The 21,770-nt window shown below is 60.9% G+C and carries 18 protein-coding genes and 2 pseudogenes; all 20 read left to right on the forward strand.

The window, feature by feature from the left end:
* Nucleotides 1-121: 121 nt before the first annotated feature.
* The 20 genes and pseudogenes from A6070_RS04255 to A6070_RS04340 all read left to right on the forward strand — a co-directional run bounded on the left by A6070_RS04255 (nucleotide 122) and on the right by A6070_RS04340 (nucleotide 21,664).
* Nucleotides 122-1,363: an HlyC/CorC family transporter gene (locus A6070_RS04255; protein ID WP_072287204.1), complete on the forward strand. Its 1,242-nt coding sequence runs from the start codon at nucleotides 122-124 to the stop codon at nucleotides 1,361-1,363.
* Nucleotides 1,364-1,542: 179 nt separating this feature from the next.
* Nucleotides 1,543-1,995, forward strand: coding sequence for a division/cell wall cluster transcriptional repressor MraZ (locus A6070_RS04260; protein ID WP_083558719.1), 453 nt, complete (start codon nucleotides 1,543-1,545; stop codon nucleotides 1,993-1,995).
* Nucleotides 1,996-1,998: 3 nt separating this feature from the next.
* Nucleotides 1,999-2,943 (forward strand): 16S rRNA (cytosine(1402)-N(4))-methyltransferase RsmH, encoded by a 945-nt coding sequence (gene rsmH / locus A6070_RS04265; protein WP_072287205.1) that lies wholly within the window; start codon nucleotides 1,999-2,001, stop codon nucleotides 2,941-2,943.
* Nucleotides 2,944-2,990: 47 nt separating this feature from the next.
* On the forward strand, nucleotides 2,991-3,314 hold the full coding sequence (ftsL, locus tag A6070_RS04270) for a cell division protein FtsL (protein ID WP_072287206.1): 324 nt from the start codon (nucleotides 2,991-2,993) through the stop codon (nucleotides 3,312-3,314).
* A 41-nt stretch (nucleotides 3,315-3,355) separates the two neighbouring features.
* Nucleotides 3,356-3,832: pseudogene (locus A6070_RS16295) on the forward strand (penicillin-binding protein); the annotation flags it as partial.
* Between the two features lie 251 nt (nucleotides 3,833-4,083).
* Nucleotides 4,084-4,284 (forward strand): penicillin-binding transpeptidase domain-containing protein, encoded by a 201-nt coding sequence (locus A6070_RS16300; protein WP_269085283.1) that lies wholly within the window; start codon nucleotides 4,084-4,086, stop codon nucleotides 4,282-4,284.
* Complete coding sequence (locus A6070_RS16305) at nucleotides 4,281-5,279, forward strand: penicillin-binding protein (protein WP_269085284.1); 999 nt, start codon at nucleotides 4,281-4,283, stop codon at nucleotides 5,277-5,279. The genes A6070_RS16300 and A6070_RS16305 overlap by 4 nt, the downstream gene beginning before the upstream one ends.
* A 48-nt stretch (nucleotides 5,280-5,327) precedes the next feature.
* Entirely contained in the window at nucleotides 5,328-6,848 is a 1,521-nt protein-coding gene (locus A6070_RS04280; protein ID WP_072287208.1) for a UDP-N-acetylmuramoyl-L-alanyl-D-glutamate--2,6-diaminopimelate ligase, read from the forward strand.
* On the forward strand, nucleotides 6,833-8,224 hold the full coding sequence (locus tag A6070_RS04285) for a UDP-N-acetylmuramoyl-tripeptide--D-alanyl-D-alanine ligase (RefSeq protein WP_072287209.1): 1,392 nt from the start codon (nucleotides 6,833-6,835) through the stop codon (nucleotides 8,222-8,224). The genes A6070_RS04280 and A6070_RS04285 overlap by 16 nt, the downstream gene beginning before the upstream one ends.
* Nucleotides 8,225-8,235: 11 nt before the next feature.
* Nucleotides 8,236-9,312 carry a phospho-N-acetylmuramoyl-pentapeptide-transferase gene (gene mraY / locus A6070_RS04290; RefSeq protein ID WP_072287210.1) on the forward strand — a complete coding sequence of 359 codons (1,077 nt, stop codon included), beginning with the start codon at nucleotides 8,236-8,238 and terminating at the stop codon, nucleotides 9,310-9,312.
* Between the two features lie 2 nt (nucleotides 9,313-9,314).
* Entirely contained in the window at nucleotides 9,315-10,667 is a 1,353-nt protein-coding gene (murD, locus tag A6070_RS04295) for a UDP-N-acetylmuramoyl-L-alanine--D-glutamate ligase (protein WP_072287211.1), read from the forward strand.
* A 4-nt stretch (nucleotides 10,668-10,671) separates the two neighbouring features.
* The gene (gene ftsW, locus A6070_RS04300; RefSeq protein ID WP_072287212.1) at nucleotides 10,672-11,781 is read left to right on the forward strand and encodes a putative lipid II flippase FtsW; all 1,110 of its coding nucleotides are present in this window, start codon (nucleotides 10,672-10,674) and stop codon (nucleotides 11,779-11,781) included.
* The gene (murG, locus tag A6070_RS04305) at nucleotides 11,778-12,854 is read left to right on the forward strand and encodes an undecaprenyldiphospho-muramoylpentapeptide beta-N-acetylglucosaminyltransferase (protein WP_072287213.1); all 1,077 of its coding nucleotides are present in this window, start codon (nucleotides 11,778-11,780) and stop codon (nucleotides 12,852-12,854) included. Before ftsW ends, murG begins: the two co-directional genes overlap by 4 nt.
* Before the next feature lie 47 nt (nucleotides 12,855-12,901).
* Nucleotides 12,902-14,278 (forward strand): UDP-N-acetylmuramate--L-alanine ligase, encoded by a 1,377-nt coding sequence (gene murC / locus A6070_RS04310; RefSeq protein WP_072287214.1) that lies wholly within the window; start codon nucleotides 12,902-12,904, stop codon nucleotides 14,276-14,278.
* Between the two features lies 1 nt (nucleotide 14,279).
* The gene (gene murB, locus A6070_RS04315; RefSeq protein WP_072287215.1) at nucleotides 14,280-15,179 is read left to right on the forward strand and encodes a UDP-N-acetylmuramate dehydrogenase; all 900 of its coding nucleotides are present in this window, start codon (nucleotides 14,280-14,282) and stop codon (nucleotides 15,177-15,179) included.
* 42 nt (nucleotides 15,180-15,221) lie between these two features.
* Nucleotides 15,222-16,139, forward strand: a complete 918-nt coding sequence (locus tag A6070_RS04320) for a D-alanine--D-alanine ligase (protein WP_072287216.1) — start codon at nucleotides 15,222-15,224, stop codon at nucleotides 16,137-16,139.
* A gap of 40 nt (nucleotides 16,140-16,179) precedes the next feature.
* Nucleotides 16,180-17,028 carry a cell division protein FtsQ/DivIB gene (locus A6070_RS04325; RefSeq protein WP_235605495.1) on the forward strand — a complete coding sequence of 283 codons (849 nt, stop codon included), beginning with the start codon at nucleotides 16,180-16,182 and terminating at the stop codon, nucleotides 17,026-17,028.
* A gap of 23 nt (nucleotides 17,029-17,051) precedes the next feature.
* Nucleotides 17,052-18,284: a cell division protein FtsA gene (ftsA, locus tag A6070_RS04330; RefSeq protein WP_072287218.1), complete on the forward strand. Its 1,233-nt coding sequence runs from the start codon at nucleotides 17,052-17,054 to the stop codon at nucleotides 18,282-18,284.
* A 91-nt stretch (nucleotides 18,285-18,375) separates the two neighbouring features.
* Nucleotides 18,376-19,520, forward strand: a pseudogene (gene ftsZ, locus A6070_RS16675) (cell division protein FtsZ).
* Between the two features lie 407 nt (nucleotides 19,521-19,927).
* Nucleotides 19,928-21,664: a radical SAM protein gene (locus tag A6070_RS04340; RefSeq protein ID WP_072287219.1), complete on the forward strand. Its 1,737-nt coding sequence runs from the start codon at nucleotides 19,928-19,930 to the stop codon at nucleotides 21,662-21,664.
* The last annotated feature ends 106 nt before the right edge of the window (nucleotides 21,665-21,770 follow it).

The raw sequence follows: 21,770 nt of genomic DNA on the forward strand, positions 1-21,770 counted from the left end.
TAGCACAGGGCAGGCCATATTTCAAACATGCACGATCCCGCGCGATTGTAATCCCCGCGCTTCTGGGGTAAACTCCTGCCCGTTATTTATGGGCGAAAATTCATGATGCCGGAAGGTGCTGATGCAAGACTATATTTTCTATGTGTCCGGTTTACTGCTGCTGCTGCTGTTTTCGGCTTTTTTTTCCGGATCGGAAACGGCTCTGCTGTCCCTCGACTCGCTGCGGGTCAAGTATCTTGTGCACAAGCAGCAGCGTGGCGCGCACCAGCTTGAAAGGATACTCAGCCGCCCCGACGATCTGCTGGGGGCCATCCTGGTTGGCAACAACCTGGTCAACATCGCTGCTTCGGTATTTGCAACCACTTTTTTCGTGCAGTTGTTCGGCGACCGTGGCGAGCTGATGACCATCCTTATTTTGACGCCGGTTCTTCTTATCGTGTCCGAGGTCTGCCCCAAGACCTTCGCGGCCCGTCATCCTGAACGGGTTTCTTTTCTGGTGCTGCGCCCCATCATGCTTGTGATGCTGGTGTTGCGTCCGGTGGTATGGCTGGTAACGGGCCTTTCCCGACTGTTGACCCTGTTTGTCAAAAGCGAGCCGAAACCCGTTATTTCCGAGGATGAAATCCGGACCCTGATAAGCGTTGGCGAGCAGAGCGGCGTGGTCGGCGAAGACAAACGGCGCATGCTGGACGGGATTTTCGATCTTTCCCAGATCAGCGTGCGGGATGTGATGATTCCGCGCACCGAAGTCGTGGCCCTGGAGGTTTCCGATTCCTTTACCGAGGTCTTGAGCGCCGTGCAGCAGTCCAGCCATTCCCGGTTCCCGATTTACCAGGGGTCCCTGGACAATATCATCGGCATCATTCATTCCAAGGATATCCTGCGCTATGTGCACCGGGCCGACGAATTTTCCCTGGAAAAACTGGCGCGCAAACCTTTTTTCGTGCCCGAGGCGAAGCGGATCAACACCCTGCTGCAAGCGTTTCAGCGCCGTCAGGTGCACATGGCGGTGGTGGTGGATGAGTACGGCGGCATGGAAGGCATCGTGACCCTGGAAGACGTGGTCGAGGAAATCGTCGGCGAAATCCGGGACGAATACGATATCGATGAAGACCTGATCTGCGAACTGGGATCCGGTCGTTACCTGCTCGATGGCAGTATCCCGCTGCGAGCCGTCAATCAGCGCTTCGATCTCGGCCTGTCCGAAGAACACGCGTCGACTCTGGCCGGCTTCATGCTCGGTGAGTTGGGCACCATCCCCCATCCGGGAGACAGTTGCCAGGTGGGGGAGATCCGGTTGACCGCGCGCCAGGTTCTGGATCACCGTATCGAAGAAATCGAGCTGCAGATGCCTCCGCAATAGCCCGTCTACGAGCGTCTTTTGGAAGCAACAAAAAAAATCCCCGGCAAGGGGATTTTTTTTGTTTCGGCGATGCTCTAAACCCTTAAAAAATTAGAATAAACGCCTTGACAAGGTGGGGAGTGCTCGTTATAGTTGGCCACAAAGTGTTAAATTGTGTCAAACCGGGCCTGGGACGTGCCATGCTGTTCAAGGGTGAATTCAATAACGCCATCGATGGCAAGGGGAGGGCGAGCATTCCGGCAAGGTTCCGGGAAACGCTCGGCGCCACCTATGGCGATGACCGTCTCATGGTTACCCAGAGAGATGGCGGGCTGGCCGCCTATCCCCTGCAGGAGTGGGAAAAGGTCCTGGAAAAGGTGGAGGCGCTGCCTGCCAGTGATTTGAAGGATGCCATCAACCTGGCGTTGATCTCGCCGGCGGTGGAATGCTCCTTCGACAAGCAGGGCCGCATCCAGCTGACCAAGGCACAACGCTGTTATGCCGGTCTTGAATCGGAAATCCGGGAAATCGTGGTGGTCGGCTCCATCGACAAGATCATGATCTGGAACCGTGCCAAACACGCTGAAATGCGCAAACAGGCCGAGGAACTGCTCAAAAACGAATCGCAGACACTCAAACATCTCGGGTTTTAGGCCATGGCTTCTGAGGATTTCCAACATAGTTCGGTCATGCCCAAAGAAGCGCTGGAATGTCTTGCGCCCCGGCCTGGAGAGGTGTTTGTCGATGGCACCGTCGGTGGCGGCGGGCATGCCCGCCTGATCCTTGAAGCCACGGCGCCCGACGGCCGCCTCATCGGCCTGGACCGGGACCGGGAAGCCCTCGCCGCGGCCGGTCGCGGATTGGCGACCTTTGGCGACCGGGTGCTGTTGCGTCACGGAAATTTTGCCGACATCGACCGCGTTCTGGAGGAACTCGGCGTCGATGTCGTGGATGGCATTCTGCTCGATCTCGGCGTCTCCTCCTTCCAGCTCGATACGGCAAGACGCGGATTTTCCTTTCAGACGGATGCCCCTCTCGACATGCGCATGGACACTTCCGGCGGAACGACCGCCGCCGATGCGGTCAATTTTCTGCCGCCGGAGGAACTGGCGCGGATATTCCGTGATTACGGGGAAGAACGCCATGCGCGCCGCATTGCCCGGCGCATCGAAAAGGTGCGCGCCGAGGCGCCGCTGCTCACCACCCGGGAGCTGGCCGAACTGGTGCGCGACGCGGTGCCGGGGGGGCGGGTTCCGGCGCGTATTCATCCGGCCACGCGGGTGTTTCAGGCTCTGCGCATTTACGTGAATGCCGAACTGGACAGTCTGCGGGACGGGTTGCGGCGTGCCATGGCTGTACTCAGGCCGGGTGGCAGGCTGGTGGTGATCAGTTTTCATTCTTTGGAAGATCGCATCGTCAAGCAGTTTTTTCGCGCGGCTGTGCAGACATGCACATGCCCGCCGGGGTTGCCGGTCTGTGTCTGCGGCCGCAAGCCCGAGGCGGTGTTGCTGACCCGTAAAGGGTTGCGGGCCACCGATCTCGAGGTTGCAACCAATCCGCGCGCACGAAGTGCCGTACTCAGAGCGATTCGCCGGCTTTAGGATCCAATGTTGCCGCTATGCGGCCCTGGTATGACGGGAGGTTTGTTATGTCGTTTTCCACCCAGCGCGTGCTGCCCGGAATTGTCATCGGCAGTCTTTTCAAGCGGCGTTTTTCGGTCGGGCAATTCATGGTTTTTCTGATAGCTCTGGTCGCAGCCGGCGTTTTCTATATCTGGTCCTGCAGCCAGTTCATTGAGCTGGGATATGCCATTTCCAGTTATGAAAGCCAGTTGCTCGATCTGCAGCGCGAAGAGAACTGCCTGCGACTGGAAGTCGCGACACTTAAAAACCCCGCCCATCTCGAACGCGTTGCCACCACCAGGCTGAATCTCCATTATCCGGAACCCCGCCAGGTGATTATTGTCCGATGAAACTGACGCCGGAGAAAAGTTGCAAAATCCGCATTGTCCTGATGGGAGTGGGTTTTACGCTCTTTTTTCTGGCGATTGTGGGGCGCGGTTTCTGGCTGCAGGTCATCGATGCGGATGCAACTGCCGCGCGTGCCCGAAAGCAGTACAAGCGGATTGTTCCGCTGACGCCAAAACGGGGAGGCATTTTCGATCGCAACGGCGCGGAACTGGCCCGCAGCATCAGCATCGATTCGGTTTTTGCCGAACCGTTGCGCATCGAGGATGTCGACGGCACTGTGCGAGCCCTGTCCCGGCTGCTCGGGCAGAGCTCGGGGACGTTGCGTAAAAAACTGACATCCAACCGCAGTTTCGTCTGGCTGAAGCGCAAGATGCAGCCGGAGCAGAGCGCGCGGATTCGTGGTCTGAAGCTGCCTGGCATCGCTTTTACCAAGGAACATCAGCGCTTTTATCCCAACGGGCATCTGGCCGCCCAGTTGCTCGGGTTTACCGGGCTGGATCCGCGTGGTCTGGAGGGGCTGGAACGTTTTTATGACAGTCAGCTGCAGGGCCAGGAAGGATTTCTGGTCGCTGCCAAGGACGGGCGCCGCAAAGGGATGGGCGCGAGCGACAAGGTGATCCAGGGGGCAGTGACGGCAACAGCCTCTATCTCACCGTTGATCGCAATCTTCAGTACCTGGCGGAAAAGGAGCTGGCCAAAGCCCTGCAGGAGAACAAGGCGCGGGCCGGCTGCGTCGTCATTGTCGATCCGGCCAGCGGGGATATCCTCGCCATGGCCAATCAGCCGACCTACAATCCCAATGCCTTTGGCCGGTTTCCCGCATCCAGCCGTCGAAACCGGGCCGTCTGTGATGAATTCGAACCGGGTTCGACCCTCAAGGTGTTCCTGGTTGCGGCGGCTCTGAACGAAAACCTGGTGCGGCCGGAGCAACTGATCAACTGCGAGAATGGCGCTTACCGGGTGGGGGGATGACGATTCACGATCATCACCCTCACGATATTTTGAGCGTTGCCGATGTGCTGCGGCTCAGTTCCAATATCGGCTCCGCCAAAATCGGCAAGATTCTGGAACGTCGACGCTATTTCGACTATCTGCGGAAGTTCGGGTTCGGAGACAGGACCGGCATCGATTTTCCCGGTGAGGCTACCGGTCAGTTACGCAAGCCGGAACTCTGGTTTGAAGGCGACCTGGCGGCCGTCTCCTTCGGCCAGGGCATGACCGTGACGGCGCTGCAGCTGGCCCGCGCCACTGCCGCCATCGCCAACGGCGGATTGTTGATGCACTCCGGCCTGGTCCGGCAGATCGTGAACGATCACGGCGAAGTCGTGCAACGCAACGAACCCCGGGTGTTGCGGCGAGTCGTCTCCGAGCAGGTTGCGGGGAGGATCCGCGGCCTGATGGAACTGGTCACACGCGACGGCGGTACCGGCACGCTGGCGTCGGTTCCCGGCTATCGGGTCGCGGGGAAAACCGGCACGGCGCAAAAAGTCGATCCGGTAACCGGAGGATACTCGGCGGACAAGCGGGTGGCTTCCTTTGTCGGATTTGCCCCGGTGGAGAATCCCCGCCTGGTGATCATGGTGATGGTCGATGAACCCCGTTCGCAGGTGTACGGAGGTCTTGTGGCTGCCCCGGTGTTTTCGCGCATTGCCGGTCAGGCGCTGCGCTATCTCGGGGTGCCGCCCAGCGAGGCGGAAATGGACCCGCCCCTGCCACCGGAAACCATGGAGACCAGGGAGGCCATCACCACCGGTGAAGTGCAGACATTGCAGGTTTCCGAAAAAGGCCTGCCGGTCATGCCCCAATGTTTCGGCATGAGTTGTCGGCAGGTTCTGCAGTTCATGGATCGTCTCGGGCTCAATATCCGGATCAGGGGATCAGGGCGTGTGGTCGACCAGTTTCCGAACCCCGGAGAGACCATACGTTACGGCGACGAAGTCTGGGTAAAACTGGAGCCGCCAGCTTGAAAAATCCCTTTGACTTTTTCCTCTGAGGAAAGGAAAATCACCGTTTCCATGAATATTTCCATCCTCTGTCAGAGTATCGATCCCTGCGATATCACCGGCCCGGTTGCCGGGGATATAAGCGGGCTGTATTTCGATTCCAGGCGCGTTTCTCCGGGCGGGGTGTTCTTTGCCCTGCGCGGCGCCAGCGTCGATGGGCACCGGTTTATCGCGGCGGCCGTCGAGCGGGGCGCCATTGCGGTGGTGATGGAGGACCCTCAGCCATTGCCTGCCGGGGTTACCGGCCTGCAGGTCAGGGATGCCCGCCGGGCCATGGCCCTGGCCTCCGCCGCTTTTTACGGCGAGCCCACCAGGCATATGCTGGTGGTGGGAATCACCGGCACCAACGGCAAGACCACGATCAGTTATCTGCTCGAAGCGCTGCTAAAAAAGGCGGGTTATCGTCCGGCCGTCATGGGAACCGTTGATTACCGTTTCGAAGATCAGCGGCTGCCTTCCAGCCATACAACTCCCGAGTCGGTGGATCTGATGGCCACCATCGCCGAGTTCCGGCGGATGGGTGCCGATGCACTGGTTATGGAGGTGTCATCCCACGCCCTCGAGCAGCGGCGGGTGGATGGCGTGTTTTTCGATGTTGGCGTGTTCACCAACCTGACGCCGGAACACCTCGATTACCATGGCGACCTGGAAAACTATTTCAGCGCCAAGCTCAGGCTTTTTACGGGGCTGGGCGAACGTTGCCCGCGGCAGGCGGTGGTCAACCTCGACGACCCCTGGGGCGCCCGGCTTGCCGGCATGCTGCCGGCGGTGGTCGGTTGTGGTCTGACGCCGTCGTGCGCGGTCGGCGCCGAACAGGTGTCCATCTCTCTGCACGGCATCAGCGCCATAATGCGTACTCCTGCCGGCATGGCCCGTTTGCGGTCGCCGTTGATCGGCAACTATAATGTGCAGAATCTGTTGTGCGCCGCGGGCGTGGGCGTTGCCCTGAATGTGCCGCCCGGGCCGATCGCCGAAGCCCTTGGCGCCGCGCCGCAGGTGCCCGGTCGTCTGGAAAGCGTCCCGAATCGGATCGGTGCGCTGGTGCTGGTGGATTACGCGCACACCGGTGATGCCCTGGAAAACGTTCTGACAACACTGCGCCAGCTTGGTCCGCGGCGGTTGTTGTGCGTGTTTGGTTGCGGTGGCGACCGCGACGCCGGTAAACGGCCGGTCATGGGTGAAGTGGCGGGCCGATTGGCCGATCTGGCCATCCTGACCTCGGACAACCCCCGCAGCGAAGAGCCGCTGAGCATCATAACCCAGGTTGAAGAGGGGTTGCGACGGGTGCATGCCGGTCCCTGGTCCCTGAAGCAGGTCCAGGAGGCTGTCGGCCGGGGATACCTGACCCTGTGCGACCGCCGCGAAGCCATCGGTTTCGCCGTCAGTGTGCTGCAGCCCGGCGATGTGCTGCTGGTGGCCGGCAAGGGCCATGAGGATTACCAGATCATCGGCACGCAGCGCCTGCATTTCGACGATCGCGAGGAGTTGCGCAAGGCTCTGGCATCGGTGGAGGGAAAATGCGTTTCGACCTGATACAAATCGCCTCGATCACCGGCGGCACCCTGATCCCCGATCGGGCTGCCGCGATCGTTACCGGCGTGTCCACCGACAGCCGCTCGCTGCGTCCCGGGGATCTGTTCGTACCTCTGCGCGGCCCCCGCTTCGATGGCCACGATTATCTGGTGCAGGCCGTTCGCGGCGGTGCCAGCGCCTGTTTGAGCGAAGAGGTGGTCGCGGGCTTGCCCGTGCCGGTTGTTCGTGTGGCGGACACCCTTCGGGCGCTGGGTGATCTGGCGGCGGCCGTGCGCCAGGATTTCGACGGGCCGGTGGTGGCGGTCACCGGTTCCTCCGGAAAAACCAGCACCAAGGAAATGCTCGCCGGCATTCTCGGCCTGCGCGGCCCCGGACTCAAGACCGAAGGCAATTTCAACAATCTCATTGGATTGCCTCATACCCTGTTGCGTCTCGAGGCCGACCATGGCTGGGCGGTATTGGAACTCGGCATGAGCGCTCGCGGCGAAATCGCCCGCCTGGCCGAGATCAGCCGTCCCGATGTCGGCATCGTCACCAACGTCGGCCCCGCTCACCTGGAAACTCTGCTGACCCTGGACGGCGTGGCGCGAGCCAAGGGCGAACTGTTTGCCGCTTTGCCGGTTGGCGGCACTGCAGTGATCAACGGGGATGACCCGCGGGTGCTGCAACTGCCTGTCGCCAACGGCGTGCGCCGCCTGATATTTGGTTGCGGATCCGAAGCGCAGGTGCGTGCCGAGGGGTTGACCGCGGATGGCGACGGCATGCGTTTTGATCTGCTGCTGGACGAAAAGGTCTGGCCGGTACGGTTGTCGGTGCCCGGACGCTACAACGTCTGCAACGCCCTGGCCGCCGCGGCGGCGGCGCATGCCCTGAAGGTTGACGGCGCGCAGATCGTTCAGGGCCTGGAAAATTTCCGCTCCTGCAGCGGACGCATGAAAGTGACGGAACTCGCCAGCGGCGCCACTTTGCTGGAGGATTATTACAATGCCAACCCCCTGGCTGTCGAAGCGGCGTTGACGGTTCTGGACGATCTGCCCGGCAGCGGTCGCCGCATCGCGGTGCTGGGCGATATGCTGGAGCTTGGTGAGGCCGCCGCCGGTCTGCACCGCCAGACCGGCCTGAAGGCATCGAAATGCACCGATTTGCTGATTCTTCTCGGCCAGAGGGCCGAGGATACCGCCGCCGGCGCGCGGCAGGGCGGTTTGCCGCCGCAATCGGTGTGGGTTGTAAAGAACCATCAGGAGGCTGTAAGCCTGCTGCAGGATCTGTTGCGCCCGGGGGACCGGGTGCTGGTCAAGGGGTCGCGCGGCATGACCATGGAAAAAATATGTGATGGCCTGCGCGCCAAGGACGGACGCCCGTCCGCCGGGCATTAGGAGACCCAAGGATGCTGTACCATCTGCTTTATCCGCTGCATGAACAGTTTTCGGCGCTGTACATTTTCCGCTATATCACCTTCAGGGCGATTTACGCGACCATCACGGCGTTGATGATTTCGTTTATCATGGGTCCCTGGCTCATCGACAAATTATCCAGACTGCAGATCGGGCAGAGTATCCGCAAGGACGGACCCCAGTCCCATTTCAAAAAAGAAGGCACGCCAACCATGGGCGGCACCCTGATCCTGCTGGCCATCGTGCTGCCGACCCTGCTATGGACCGACCTGGGCAATATCTATGTCTGGGTGACCCTGCTGGTCACCGTGGGGTTTGGCGCGGTCGGTTTTATCGACGATTACCGCAAGGTCAAGCTGCGCAACAGTGATGGCCTCTCGGCCCGGCAGAAGATGTTCTGGTTGATGCTGATTGCCGCTACCGCCGGGTTTGTACTGTATGTTTACCAACCTTTCCAGACCACCCTCGCGTTTCCTTTTTTCAAGGGATTGCGGCCGGAACTTGGGCTTCTGTACATTCCCTTCGCGGTGCTGGTCATCGTTGGTGCCAGCAATGCGGTGAACCTGACCGACGGTCTCGACGGCCTGGCCATCGGACCGACCATCATTGCATCGGGTACGTATCTGCTGTTCGCCTATCTGGCGGGCAATGCCCGGCTTTCCGAGTACCTGCAGATCAGCAGCGTGCAGGGGGCCGGGGAACTGGCGGTGCTGTGCGGCGCCATGGTGGGCGCCGGCCTTGGTTTTCTCTGGTTCAATACCTATCCGGCCCAGGTGTTCATGGGTGATGTCGGCAGTCTGTCACTGGGTGGCGCCCTCGGTACCATCGCGGTCATTACCAAACAGGAGATCGTACTGGTTATCGTCGGTGGCATTTTCGTGGTAGAGGCGTTGTCCGTCATCGTGCAGGTCTCTTCGTTCAAGCTGCTGGGCCGGCGGATTTTCCGCATGGCGCCCATCCATCATCATTTTGAACTCAAGGGATGGGCCGAGCCGAAAATCATCGTGCGATTCTGGATTATCAGCATCATTCTTGCGCTGGTGGCGCTTTCCACCCTGAAGCTGAGGTAACCATGTCCGCATATGCGGGAAAACATGTGATCGTTGTCGGCGCCGGCTGTACGGGCCTGGGGCTGGCGCGCTTTTTTCTTGATCGTGGAGCCGACGTCACCCTTTCCGAAAGCCGCCGCCGGGAAGATATCGGCGGAGTCGAAGAATTGGCGGCGCGTGGCGTGCGGTTCGATTGCGGCGGTCACGACGCGGCGCTGATGGCAGCTGCAGATCTGGTGGCGATCAGCCCCGGCATTGCCCTGGACGTGCCCGCTGTGGCAGGCGCCATGGCCGCCGGGGTGCCGGTGCTCGGTGAAATCGAGATCGCCGCCCGCGAACTGGCTGCTCCCATGATCGCCATCACCGGCACCAACGGCAAATCCACCACCACCTGTCTGGTGGGTGAAATCCTGCAGCGCTGGAATCGTCGCGCTTTTGTCGGCGGCAACCTCGGCACACCGCTTATCGAAGCCACCCGGGACAGCGACTGGGACTGGATCGTGGCGGAAATATCCTCTTTTCAGATGGAAGCCATCGAGACCTTCAGGCCACGGTACGGCCTGCTGCTCAACCTGACCGAAGATCATCTCGACCGGTATCCCGACATGGCAAGTTATGTCGCGGCGAAACTGCGTCTGTTTGAAAATATGACGGCCGCCGACGTGGCGATCCTCAATGCCGACGATGCGCTGGTGATGCGTTGCGCTGAAGCGCTGCCCTGCCGCAAGATCTGCTTTTCCTCAAGCCGTGTGTTGCAGCAGGGCATGGGCTTTGACGGGCAGGACATCGTCTGGCGGTTTGACGGTGGCGAGCAGCGCTTTGCCGTTTCGCAACTGCGCCTGAAAGGGCTTCACAACGTGGAAAACGCCATGGCCGCCCTCATCGCGCCGCTGCTGGAGGGCTGCCCCGCCGATCTGGCATGGCAGGCCGTATGCGGTTTTTCCGGCCTCGATCACCGCATGGTCAGGGTGCGGGAGCTCGACGGGGTCACCTGGTACGATGATTCCAAGGGAACCAACGTCGGCAGCGTGGTCAAAAGTCTTGCCGGACTGGAAGCCCCTGTGACCCTGATCGCCGGAGGCAAGGACAAGGGCGGAGATTACGCGCCCCTGGCGCAATTGATGCGTGACAAGGTTGCGCATCTGATCCTTATAGGTCAGGCTGCGGACCGGATGCAGCAGGCTTTTTCCGGACTGACCGGGATTCTGCGTGCCGCGACCCTGGAGGAAGCCGTGCAGATGGCCTTTGATCTGACCGCTCCGGGAGGAACCGTGCTGCTATCCCCGGGGTGTTCAAGTTTTGATATGTTCCGCAGCTATGCCGAACGTGGGGCAGTCTTCTGTCGCGCGGTTCAGGCATTGCAATCAAGGGGCTGAGCGCATGACCGAGCGTGGCGGATACGATTATTGGCTGCTGGCGGTAACGGCGGTACTTACCGCCATCGGTGTGCTGATGGTTTATTCGTCTTCCTCCATTATGGCGGCGGAACATTACAAGGACGGTTTCTATTTCCTCAAGCGGCAGGGCGCCTATGCCCTGTTCGGCATGCTGCTGCTGGTCGGGCTGATGCGCTGCGATTACCATCGGCTGCGGAAGTTCGCCGCTCTGGGATTGCTGGTCAGCACCATCGGCCTTGCCCTGGTGCTGGTGCCAGGTATCGGATCCACCGCCGGCGGCGCCGCCCGCTGGATCCGCATAGCCGGTTTCACCATGCAGCCGTCGGAGTTGGCCAAGCTGGCTCTGGTGCTGTTCATGGCGCATTCGCTGGCCCGCAAGCCGGAAAAGAACCTGCGCACTTTCAAGCTTGGCGTGCTGCCTTATCTGGTCATTCTGGGCATGATGCTGCTGATGCTGATGCTGCAGCCGGATCTCGGCAGCGCCATGACCATGGGGGCGGTGGCGATGGGGATGATGCTGATCGCCGGCAGTTGCCTCCGGCACCTGCTGCTCTCCATTCTGCCGGCGCTGCCGGCCCTGTATGTGGCCATCTGGCGGGTCGATTACCGCCGGCGCCGCATGATGGCATTCATGGATCCCTGGAAATACCCCTCCGACGAGGGGTTTCAGATAACCCAGAGCCTCATCGCATTTGCCAACGGTGGCTGGAAGGGGCAGGGCCTCGGACAGAGTCAGCAGAAGCTGTTCTTTTTGCCCGAGGCGCATACCGATTTCATTTTTTCGGTGGTGGGCGAAGAGGCCGGCTTCATCGGCGTGCTGACCATTGCGCTGCTGTTTCTGGTGCTGGTCTGGTTGGGATTGCGCATTGCGTGGATGGCGCCCGATGATTTCGGCCGCTATCTTGCCTTCGGTCTGACCCTGCTGCTGGGGCTCGAAGCGTTTACCAATATGGCAGTGGTGACTTCGTTGTTGCCGACCAAGGGACTTGCATTGCCGTTTCTTTCCTATGGCGGCAGCAGTCTGGTCGCTTCGCTGGTCGCCGTGGGCATACTTCTGAATGTCTCGAGTCAGGTCAAGGAGGGACGGGCATGAGACTGCTGCTGGCAGGTGGAGGTACCGGCGGACATCTGTTTCCGGCCGTGGCGTTGGCGCAGCGGCTTATCGAACAGGATCCGACCGCACAGGTACTGTTTGTCGGTACCACGCGCGGCATCGAGGCCCGGGTGATTCCCGCCCTTGGCATGCCGCTGCGGTTTATTGATATCCGCGGTTTTGTCAATCGGGGTCTGCTGGGCAAGCTCGGCATGGTCCCCTGCCTGGTACGGAGTGTCTGGCAGGGATTGCGCATCCTGCGGGAATTCAGGCCCGACGTGGTGCTCGGTGTCGGCGGCTACGCTTCGGCGCCTCTGCTGGTGGCGGCACGGCTCAAGGGCATTCCCGCCGTGATTCATGAGCAGAATGCCTGGCCGGGGCTGACCAATCGCCTGCTGGGACGCTGGGCACGCTGTGTCTGCCTGTCTTTTTCAGAAGCGGAGCGGGCCTTCCATCGCGCCACCACCATCGTTACCGGCAATCCCCTGCGCAAGGGTATGGAAGCCAGTTCTCCACCCGGCGGCGACCAGCCCGAACTGCTGATTTTCGGCGGCAGTCGCGGCGCCCGCGCCATCAACGACGCGGTGCTGGCGGCCCTGCCGTTGCTCTCCCGGTGGCGGCAGAGGCTGACGATCGTGCACCAGACCGGCTCCGAGGATTTGCAGCGGGTGCAAAAGGGCTATGCGGAGGCCGGCTGGCCTCAGGCAACCGTGGTGCCTTTTATTGACGACATGGCGTCCGCCTACACCCGGGCGCACCTGGTGGTGTGCCGCGCCGGCGCTACCACCCTGGCGGAACTGGCGGCCTGCGGGCGGGCCGCGATTCTGATACCCTATCCGCATGCGGCCGGGGATCACCAGACCATCAACGCCCGGGCGATGGCCAGAAAGGGGGCGGCGCTGGTTCTGCCGCAACCTGATCTGACCGCCGAACACCTGGCGAGCCTCGTCAGCGATTTGCTCGATAATCGTTCGCAACTGATGAACATGGCGGCAGCGGCCAGGTCGCTGGGCATTGCCGGGGCCGCCGACCGCATTCTCAACGTTTGTCGCTCCGTGTACGACAGACACTGACCGGTTTTTTAACACCGCTCTGAGCGGGGAAAGTCAATATTCGGTTTATGTACGGAAAAATTCGCACCATACATTTTGTGGGTATCGGCGGCATCGGCATGAGCGGTATCGCCGAGGTGCTGCTTAACCTTGGTTATCGGGTCAGCGGTTCAGACCTCCGGGAAACCGAGATCACCCGCCGCTTGACCGATCTTGGCGGTGTCATTGCCTATGGGCATGCTGCCGAAAACCTCGGAGAAGCGGATGTGGTCGTGACCTCGACAGCCGTCAAGCCCGAAAACCCTGAAGTGGTCGAAGCCCACCGGCGGCTGATCCCGGTGATTCCGCGTGCGGAAATGCTGGCAGAACTGATGCGCATGAAATATGGCATCGCGGTGGCTGGCACCCACGGCAAAACCACGACCACCAGCATGGTTTCCACCGTTTTGTCCCGGGCCGGCATCGACCCGACCGTGGTGATCGGCGGGCGGCTCGATTCCATCGGCTCCAACGCCAAACTCGGACAGGGCAAGTTTCTGGTTGCCGAAGCCGACGAATCGGACGGCTCGTTTCTCAAGCTGTCGCCGACCATTGCCGTGGTCACCAATGTCGACGCGGATCATCTCGATTATTACGCCGACCTGGATCAGATCAAGCAGACCTTCGTCGACTTCATCAACAAAATTCCCTTTTTCGGCGTGGCGGTGCTGTGTCTTGACGATGCCAACGTGCAGTCCCTGATCCCCCAGGTGCGCAAGCGTTTCGTCACCTATGGCATGACTACCCAGGCCGATTACAACGCACTGGATGTTTGCCATCAGGAAGAGCGGACCACCTTTACGGTCTGTTATCAGGGCGAACGCCTCGGGCAGTTGTCGATCCGCATGCCGGGGCGGCATAACGTGCTCAACGCGCTGGCTGCCGTGGCCGTCGCCCGCGAACTGGAAATCCCTTTTGACCGGATCGCCGAAGGCTTTCGCGATTTCTGCGGTGTGCAGCGGCGCTTCCAGCCCAAATACCAGGGGCAGGACATCATGGTGGTGGATGATTACGGCCATCACCCCGCCGAGATCAAGGTGACCCTGGCCGCTGCGTGTACCGGGTGGAACCGCCGCATTGTCGCGGTGTTCCAACCGCATCGCTACAGCCGCACCCACGCGCTGTTCGATGAATTCGTGACCGCGTTCTATCAGGCGGATTATCTGGTGGTGATGGATATCTATGCCGCCGGCGAGACTCCGATTCCCGGGGTCGAGGCCCGCCTGCTGGCCGAGGGTATCGCCGGACACGGTCATCGCGAGGTCCATTTCTGCCCGGATGCCGAGGCGGTGATGGCGCATCTGCAACAGGTTGTCAAGCCTGGCGACCTGGTGCTGACCCTGGGGGCCGGCAATGTCTGGCAGGTTGGCGAAACTTTGGCCGAATGGCTCAAGCAGCGAGGCTGAGATGAATTTTCTGGCCGCCGAATTGCGCGACATTCTGCAGGGACCGGTGCTGGTCGGCGAACCTTTGCGCCGCCACACCACCTGGCGCATTGGTGGCCCCGCCGATATTTTCATCGCACCGCGAAACGAGACGGAACTGCTGGCGTCGCTGCGGCTTCTGGCGCGGGTCGATGTGCCCTGGCTGCCCCTTGGAACCGGCAGCAACCTGCTGATAAGAGACGGAGGCTTTCGCGGCGCGGTGATTCATACAGGCGCCTTGCGCGATTCGGAATTCCTGGGTGAAGGCAGGGTCAGGGTTGGCGGCGGCCTGCCGCTCATGCGCCTGGTCCGCGCCTGTGCCCGGAAGGGTCTTGCCGGTCTGGAAGATCTCGCCGGTATTCCGGCGACCGTGGGCGGTGCGGTGGCCATGAACGCGGGGGCTGGCGGCCAGGACATCGCCGGAGTTCTGGAGACGGTTTCTCTGGCCGGACCGGACGGTATCGAAATCTGCAGCGCGGCACGCCTCGACCTGGGCTACCGCCGGGCAGCGCTACCGCATGGGCGGATTGTCGCCGCGGCGCTGCTGCGGTTTCAGCCCGCGGACCCGCAATGGCTGGAGCAGCGCATTCAGAGCCGCCTGCAGAACCGGCGCAAGGCGCAGGGCGTCGGCAAGCCCAACGCCGGTTCGGTGTTCAAAAACCCGCCAGGCGAGCAGGCCTGGAAACTCATCGACAGGGCCGGACTGCGGGGGTACGCGGTGGGCAATGCCGAGGTTTCGGAAAAACATACCAATTTCATTGTAAATCGCGGCGGCGCCAGGGCTTCGGACGTGCTGGCCCTGATCGCCGAGATTCAGAGAATAGTCCGGGAACAAACCGGCATCCTGCTTGAACCGGAAGTACAGGTGGTGGGCGACGCCTGACGGCCCTTGCGGGTCCCCGACCAAACAGAAATGGGAGACAAAATGCAGCGCCAGGAATTGAAACAAAAGCAGATTGCGGTATTAATGGGGGGACTTTCGGCGGAGCGGGACGTATCGCTGCGCACCGGCCGCGCCATCGGTCAGGCATTGCAGCGCTGCGGTTATCAGATTGTTGAAATCGATGCCGGGCGGGATCTTCCGGCTCAACTGGAGCGGGCCGGTGCCGAGGTGGTATTCATTGCCCTGCATGGCCGTTTCGGCGAGGACGGCACCGTTCAGGGATTGCTGGAACTATGTGGCATTCCCTATACCGGCAGTGGCGTGCTCGCTTCCAGCCTGGCCATGGACAAGGTGGCCACCAAGAAGATGCTCTGTTACCATGGCATCGTTACCCCCGCGTTTGCGGAGCTGCGCCAGGGCGATGTTATTGCGGACAACCTGCCGGATTATCCCCTGGTGGTCAAGCCGGCCCGGGAAGGCTCCACCATCGGCATCAGCATAGCCAACGACCGGCGCGCTCTGGAGGAAGGTCTGGCGGAGGCTTTCCGGCACGATGACCTGGTGCTGGTGGAACAGTTCATTGCCGGTGCCGAAGTGACAGTGGGCGTTCTCGATGGTCAGCCGTTGCCGGTGATCCAGGTGGTACCCAAGGGCGGATTTTACGACTACCAGTCCAAGTATACGCCGGGTGAAACCGAATATCTGCTGCCCGCACCCTTGCCGGAGGCGACTTATCTGGCACTGCAGGAAGCCGCCGTCAGGGTTTTCAGGGCGGTCGGTTGCCAGGGCGCCGCGCGGGTCGATTTCATGGTGACCGATACGGATTTTTACTGTCTGGAGGTCAATACCATTCCGGGTATGACCGAAACCAGTCTGCTGCCCAAGGCGGCCCAGGCCGCCGGTCTGTCTTTCGATGAACTGGTGGAGCGCATTCTCGAAGGTGCCGCTCTGAGGAAATAGCTTGCTTCAGCCAGACATTTTCCGGAGAGGGTAGGTGAGCATGGTGAATATGGCCCCCCCTAAACAGCGGCGTTCCAAGGGCAAAGGCAATCATTTCAGGAAGCCGCGCCGGGTTGTTCCCTGGCGCCGCCTGTTGACCGGCGGACTTTTGATTGTCCTGACCTTGGCCAGCGCGGCGCTGGTGGTTGCCGGCGCCCGCTTTGCCGGCCAGACGCTGTCCTCTTCCGATTTTTTCCGGATCGAGAACATCCGGGTGGAGAACAACCGCCGGATTCCCGGCAAGGAAATACTCGCCCTTTCGGATGTCCGTGCCGGAGCCAATATTTTCGAACTCGATCTGCAACGTATCGGCCGGCGCATCGAGCAAAATCCCTGGATCGCCGAGGCCAGGGTGCGGCGCATGTTTCCCGATCAACTCGTCATCCGGGTCGAGGAGCGCACCCCGAAAGCTATCGTGCGTCTCGACTATCTGTATTACGTTGACGCTTCGGGGCAGATCTTCAAGCGCCTGGAACGGGGCGATGGTCTGAATTTTCCGGTGATTTCCGGCATCGAGCGCCAGGCGCTGCTGGAGCACAGGGATGCGACCCTGCAGCGACTCAACGAAGCGATCCGGCTGCTGGAAGAACTGGAGCACCGCAAGGTATTCAGGCCGGCGGACGTTTCCGAATTAAAACTTGACGACACCTGCGGCATTACGCTTTATACTTGCAAAGGCGGCGTGCCGGTGCGCCTGGGACACGATGGTTTCAGTGCCAAGCTGGATCGCCTCGAGAAAATTTTTCCCCAATTGGCAACACGGCTGGGGATCATCGATTACATCGACCTGAATGTCGCGCGGCGGGTTATCGTCAAGCTGGAAACCGGCGAGGCAAGAGGCAAGGGTTAGATACCAAGGGGGAAGGCACGCACATGAGCAATAACAAAAACAGCCTGATCGTAGGCCTGGATATCGGCACCACCAAGATTTGCGCCATTGTCGGCCATCAGACCGAAGAAGGTCTGGATATCGTCGGCATTGGCACCAGCCCTTCGCGCGGATTGCGCAAGGGCGTGGTGATCAACATAGAAAGTACCGTCGAGGCGATTCGCAAGGCTCTCAACGATGCCGAACTGATGGCTGACTGCAAGATTGACAGCGTGTATGCCGGTATCGCCGGAGGCCATATCCGCGGATTCAATTCCCAGGGCGTCATCGCCATCAAGACGCGGGAAGTGACCCATGACGATATCCGCAGGGTGCTCGACGCGGCCAGGGCTATCGCCATCCCCATGGACCGCGAAGTCATCCATACCCTGCCGCAGGAATATATCATCGACGACCAGGACGGCATTCTCGACCCCCTCGGCATGTGCGGCGTGCGCCTTGAAGCCAAGGTGCATATCGTGACTTCGGCCACCGCCAGTGCCCAGAATATCGTGCGCAGCTGCTACAAAGCCGATGTGGAAGTGGCCGATATCGTGCTGGAACAGCTGGCTTCGTCCGAAGCGGTGCTGTCTCCGGACGAAAAGGATCTCGGCGTGGCCATTGTCGATATCGGCGGCGGCACCACCGATATTGCCATTTTTGTGGACGGAGCCATCAAGCACACCTCGGTGCTGTCGCTGGGAGGCAACCATCTGACCAACGATATCGCCGTCGGGCTGCGCACCCCCATGGCGGAAGCCGAGGTGATCAAACAGAAATACGGCTGCGCCATGACCTCGATGGTCGGCAAGGATGAAACCATCGAGGTGCCCTCGGTGGGGGGGCGTGAACCGCGCATCCTGTCACGGCATCTGCTGGCCGAAATTCTTGAACCGCGGGTCGAGGAGATCTTTACCTTGGTGCAGCGTGAAATCATCAAGAGCGGCCTGGAGGATCTGCTCGCTTCCGGCATCGTGCTGACCGGGGGCAGTTGCATCCTGCCCGGCATGCCGGAAATGGCCGAACAGATTTTCAACCTGCCGGTGCGCCGCGGCTTGCCGCAGGGCATCGGCGGCCTGACCGATGTGGTCAACTCGCCCATTTATGCCACCGGGGTCGGTCTGATCAAATACGGGGCGCGTTGCGGCGGTGCGCCCAAGTTCAACAAAGCGAGCACGGATAACCTGTTCGATCGGGTTTTCCGTCGCATGAAGGAATGGTTTGTGGAGTTTTTCTGAGCACGGCGGGGCAGCGCTTTAATCAACGCGGCCGGGTTACGGAGAGATCCGGTCTACAAGGGAATCGGAGGGATTTATGTCGGATCATATCATGTTCGAATTCGATGAAAACATCGACCAGACCGCAAAAATCAAGGTGATCGGCGTCGGTGGCGGCGGCAACAATGCCGTCAACACCATGATCATGGCGGAGCTGGAAGGGGTCGATTTCGTGGCCGCCAATACCGACGCCCAGGCGTTGCGTAAAAGCCGCGCACCGGTCAAACTGCAGATCGGCGGCAAGCTGACCAAAGGCCTCGGCGCCGGCGCCAATCCCGAGGTCGGCCGTGACGCGGCGGAGGAAGACCGTTCGCGCCTGGCCGAGATCCTGGAAGGTGCCGACATGGTGTTCATCGCTGCTGGCCTGGGGGGGGGACCGGTACCGGGGCGGCTCCGATCATCGCCGAAGTCGCCAAGGAGCAGGGTGCTCTGACGGTGGCGGTGGTGACCAAGCCGTTCAGCCGCGAAGGCAAGCAGCGCATGAAAAAGGCGGCGCAGGGTATCGATAACCTGAAAAACGTGGTCGATTCCCTGATTGTCATTCCAAACGACCGCCTGCTCGGTCTTTCCGGTAAAAACACCAGCATTCTCGATGCCTTCAAGCCCTCCGACGACGTGCTCAGACAGGCGGTGCAGGGCATCTCCGAGCTGATCACGACCAGTGGCCTGATCAACGTCGACTTTGCCGATGTCAAGGCGGTCATGAGCGAGCGCGGCATGGCCATGATGGGCATCGGTCTTGCCGAAGGCGAGCGCCGTGCCGCGGAAGCCGCCCAGAAAGCCATCAGCAGCCCGCTGCTGGAGGATATCGATATCTCCGGCGCCAAGGGTGTGCTGGTCAACATCACCGCATCCTCCAACATGACCATGGAGGAGTTCGACGAAGCTTCCAGCATCATCCATGACAAGGTGCACGAAGAGGCCAACATCATTATCGGCCTGGTGATCAATGAGGATATGGGCGACCGCATCAAGATCACCGCCATCGCGACCGGTTTCGGCGATTCCTTCGAAAAAGGGCGCCGCAACGTCGAGGACTTGCGCAGCCGGGCCATCGCCGGACTCGACAAGGTCGACCGTGATCTGCCGACCTTCATCCGTGACCGGCAGAAAGAGGCGCCAAAGGCGTTCCGCACCACGCTCGGGGATGAGCACGAGTACGACATCCCTACCTTTATGCGCAAGCGGGTCGACTGATCCGGTCGGCCATCGGCCCAGACGCGTCAGGTCCGGATCGGCCGGATGCGGGGATCTCCGCCCTGTGTCCGCTTTTCCGAACGCGCCGGTCGGGGTCTGTCGGTGATGCCGGCAGGCGGTGGGTCGCTGTTCCCAGAATTTGTAGTATCCGATGATTCCCAGACGGGGGAGCCTGAGACGGTTCCCCCGTTTTTTCAAGCTGCCGGCTTCAAGGTTTTTGCCGAGGTCGCGATCACCGAAGCATGCTTTTCCACGAAGGTCCTTCGATTCTTACGCTTCGGGTTTTCACCAGAACCGCTCTGGATTAAGATAGCCGCTCCGACGCATGGGTGCCGATGGACAGCGCCGGGCATCACCACAACGGGCGGAAGATCGCTTCCCGCTTGTTGTCGTTTCGGGAGAAATGCATGTCACGAAAGCTTCTGGACAAAGCACAGCGCCGCCTGGCTGCCGAGCGCGGGCTGCCCTCCAGGCCATGGGGCGGGCGACTGGCGGTGGCTCTGATATACCCGAATGTCTACCATCAGGCCATGAGCAACCTGGGGTTCCAGACCGTCTACGAGTGGATCAACCGGCGCGACGATGCGCTGTGCGAGCGGTTTTTTCTGCCGGACCTCGAAGATCTGGCGGAACATCGCAAAACCGGCTATCCGTTGTTTTCTCTGGAATCAGGGCGGTTTCTCGAAGAGTTTGACCTCGTCGCCATTTCCCTCTCCTTCGAAAACGATTATCTCAACCTGCCGCACATCTTCGGGCTGGCGCGCATGCCGCTGTTCGCAGAGGAGCGGCAGGATAAATATCCTCTGGTGCTGTGCGGCGGCGTCTGTGCGTTTCTGAATCCGGAGCCGCTGGCGGGCATCATGGATTGTTTTGCCGTCGGTGAAGCCGAGGTTCTGCTGGCCCCGTTTCTGGACAGATTGCGCCGGACGGACGAAACCCGGGCGGCAATGCTGGCCGATCTGGCCCGGCTGCCGGGGATCTATGTCCCTTCCCTGTACCGGGTGAATTACACCGAGGATGGAACCCTTGCCAGCATGGTGCCCTGCGCGGGGGCTCTCGAACATGTCCGGCGCCAATGGCTGCGACGCCTTGACGACCATCCCAGCCGCACCTGCGTCTATGCCGACGATACCGAGTTCGGCGATATGACCCTGGTCGAGGTGTCGCGCGGTTGCTCCCGCAAATGCCGCTTTTGTGCGGCCGGCTATATCTACCTGCCGCCTCGCGAGCGCTCCGCTGCCGGTTTGCGGCCCATCATCGAGGAGGGCCTGGCGAACCGGCAACGGGTGGGGCTGGTAAGCCCGGCGGTTGCCGATCATAGTGAAATCGACGCTATCGCTCAGCAGATTCTTCAGGCTGGCGGCCAGATTTCGGTGGCCAGCGTGCGCATCGATTCGCTGACGGCCGGTGATATCGAAGCGATGGCGGCCTCCGGTCACCGTACCGTGGCGATCGCCCCCGAGGCCGGCAGTCAGCGGCTTCGCGATTTTATCAACAAGGGGCTCAGCGAGGCACAGATTCTTGCCGCCACCCGTCTTATCGCCGAAGGGGGCATTCCCAATCTGAAACTCTATTTTCTCATCGGCCTGCCCACCGAAACCTTTGAGGACATTGAAAGCCTGCTGCGGCTCGCGCAAGACATCCGGCGGGTATGGCTCGATGCCGGACGCCGGCGGGGCCGACTCGGTAACCTGACCTTGTCCGTCAATCCGTTTATTCCCAAACCGTTCACGCCGTTGCAGTGGGCGGCCATGGAACCGATCGCGTCCCTCAAAAAAAAGCTGCAGTATCTGAAACGCCAGGTCGGGCGCATGCCCAACACCAGCCTCATCTGTGAATCCCTCAAGTCCTCGGAACTTCAGGCGTTGCTGTCCCGTGGCGATCGCCGCACTGGCCGTTTGCTGCCGCACTTGGCCGCAGGGGATTCCCTGGCTGCGGCCTGCCGCCGCGAAGGACTCGACGCGGGATTTTACGTGACGAGGGAACGCGCCGAAGATGAAAAGCTGCCCTGGGAAATCATCGATCAGGGGGTGCCGCGCAGCTTCCTGCGGGCCGAATACGATCGCGCCCGGCGCGGCGAACCGACCCCGCCCTGCGGTCCCGGTTGCAGCCGCTGCGGATTGTGCGGAAAAAAAGGCCCCTGACAGGAATCGTCGCCCCCGCTGTTCGCCTGAACTGTTTGACGATGCATGCACATGCGATACTCCTGATAAATCGACTCAACCCATTCAAAGGAGTGCATCCATGCCC

This window comes from Syntrophotalea acetylenica (assembly GCF_001888165.1).
GTDB lineage: Bacteria > Desulfobacterota > Desulfuromonadia > Desulfuromonadales > Syntrophotaleaceae > Syntrophotalea > Syntrophotalea acetylenica.